Annotated in this window: 1 protein-coding gene; it reads right to left on the bottom strand. The window is 65.3% G+C overall.

The annotated features are described in order from the left end of the window. A partial coding sequence (locus OC610_RS28265; RefSeq protein ID WP_264432981.1) for a glucose PTS transporter subunit EIIB occupies nucleotides 1-801 on the bottom strand: 801 nt, incomplete at both ends.

Here is an 801-nt window from a genome sequence, read left to right as displayed (position 1 = left end):
CCGCCACAACCCCGGCGCTTTCTCCCCAAGCAGCAAGTGCCACACGCCATCCCCAAGTGAACTGACCCCCTGGCAACCCAGCGCCTTGAGCTGGCTTTCCGACAACCCCTTGCCATCGGCCAGTTGCACGCGCAAACGGCTCGTCGCCACGCAATCGAGCTGCAACACATTCCCGCCGCCCCCCAGGGCCGCGAGCCATTGTTGTGCTTCGGCCTCGGAGACGACTGTCGGCGGGACAGGCTCAGCTACGGCGGCCACGGGCGCGCTGGCTGGTCGTTCGGAGGAGGGCAACGCCAGGCGAATTTCATCCGCAATGCTGTCCGCCATCGGCCCCACCACCACCTGCAGGCTGCCGCCATTACCCGGCCTGACCACGGCCATCGCGCCGAGGGCCTTGAGTTGGGCGTCGGACGCCTTGTTGCGATCCACCATGTCCAGGCGCAAGCGCGTCGTGCAGGCGCCGACGGTGATCAGGTTGTCGGCGCCACCCAAGGCTCGGATATAAGCCGCGGCCCGTTGGTTTTCGGCAATGACCGGCTTGTCGCCCGCCGGCACGTCTTCACGTCCCGGCGTCTTCAGGTCGAAGCGGCGGATGCAGAAGTCGAACACCAGGTAATAAATCGCTGCGTAGACCAGGCCCACCGGAACGACCCGCCAGCCGTTGGTGGATTCGCCCCAGCCCAGGACCATGTCGATGAAACCGCCGGAGAAGGTAAAGCCCAGGTGGATATTCAACATATTGGTCACCGCCATCGACAGGCCGGTGAGCAGCGCGTGGACCAGGTACAACAGCGGCGCAAG

It is taken from the genome of Pseudomonas agronomica (assembly GCF_025917275.1).
GTDB lineage: Bacteria > Pseudomonadota > Gammaproteobacteria > Pseudomonadales > Pseudomonadaceae > Aquipseudomonas > Aquipseudomonas agronomica.
Note: the sequence above shows the minus strand (reverse complement) of the source record. Positions and strands in the feature narration are given on the sequence as shown.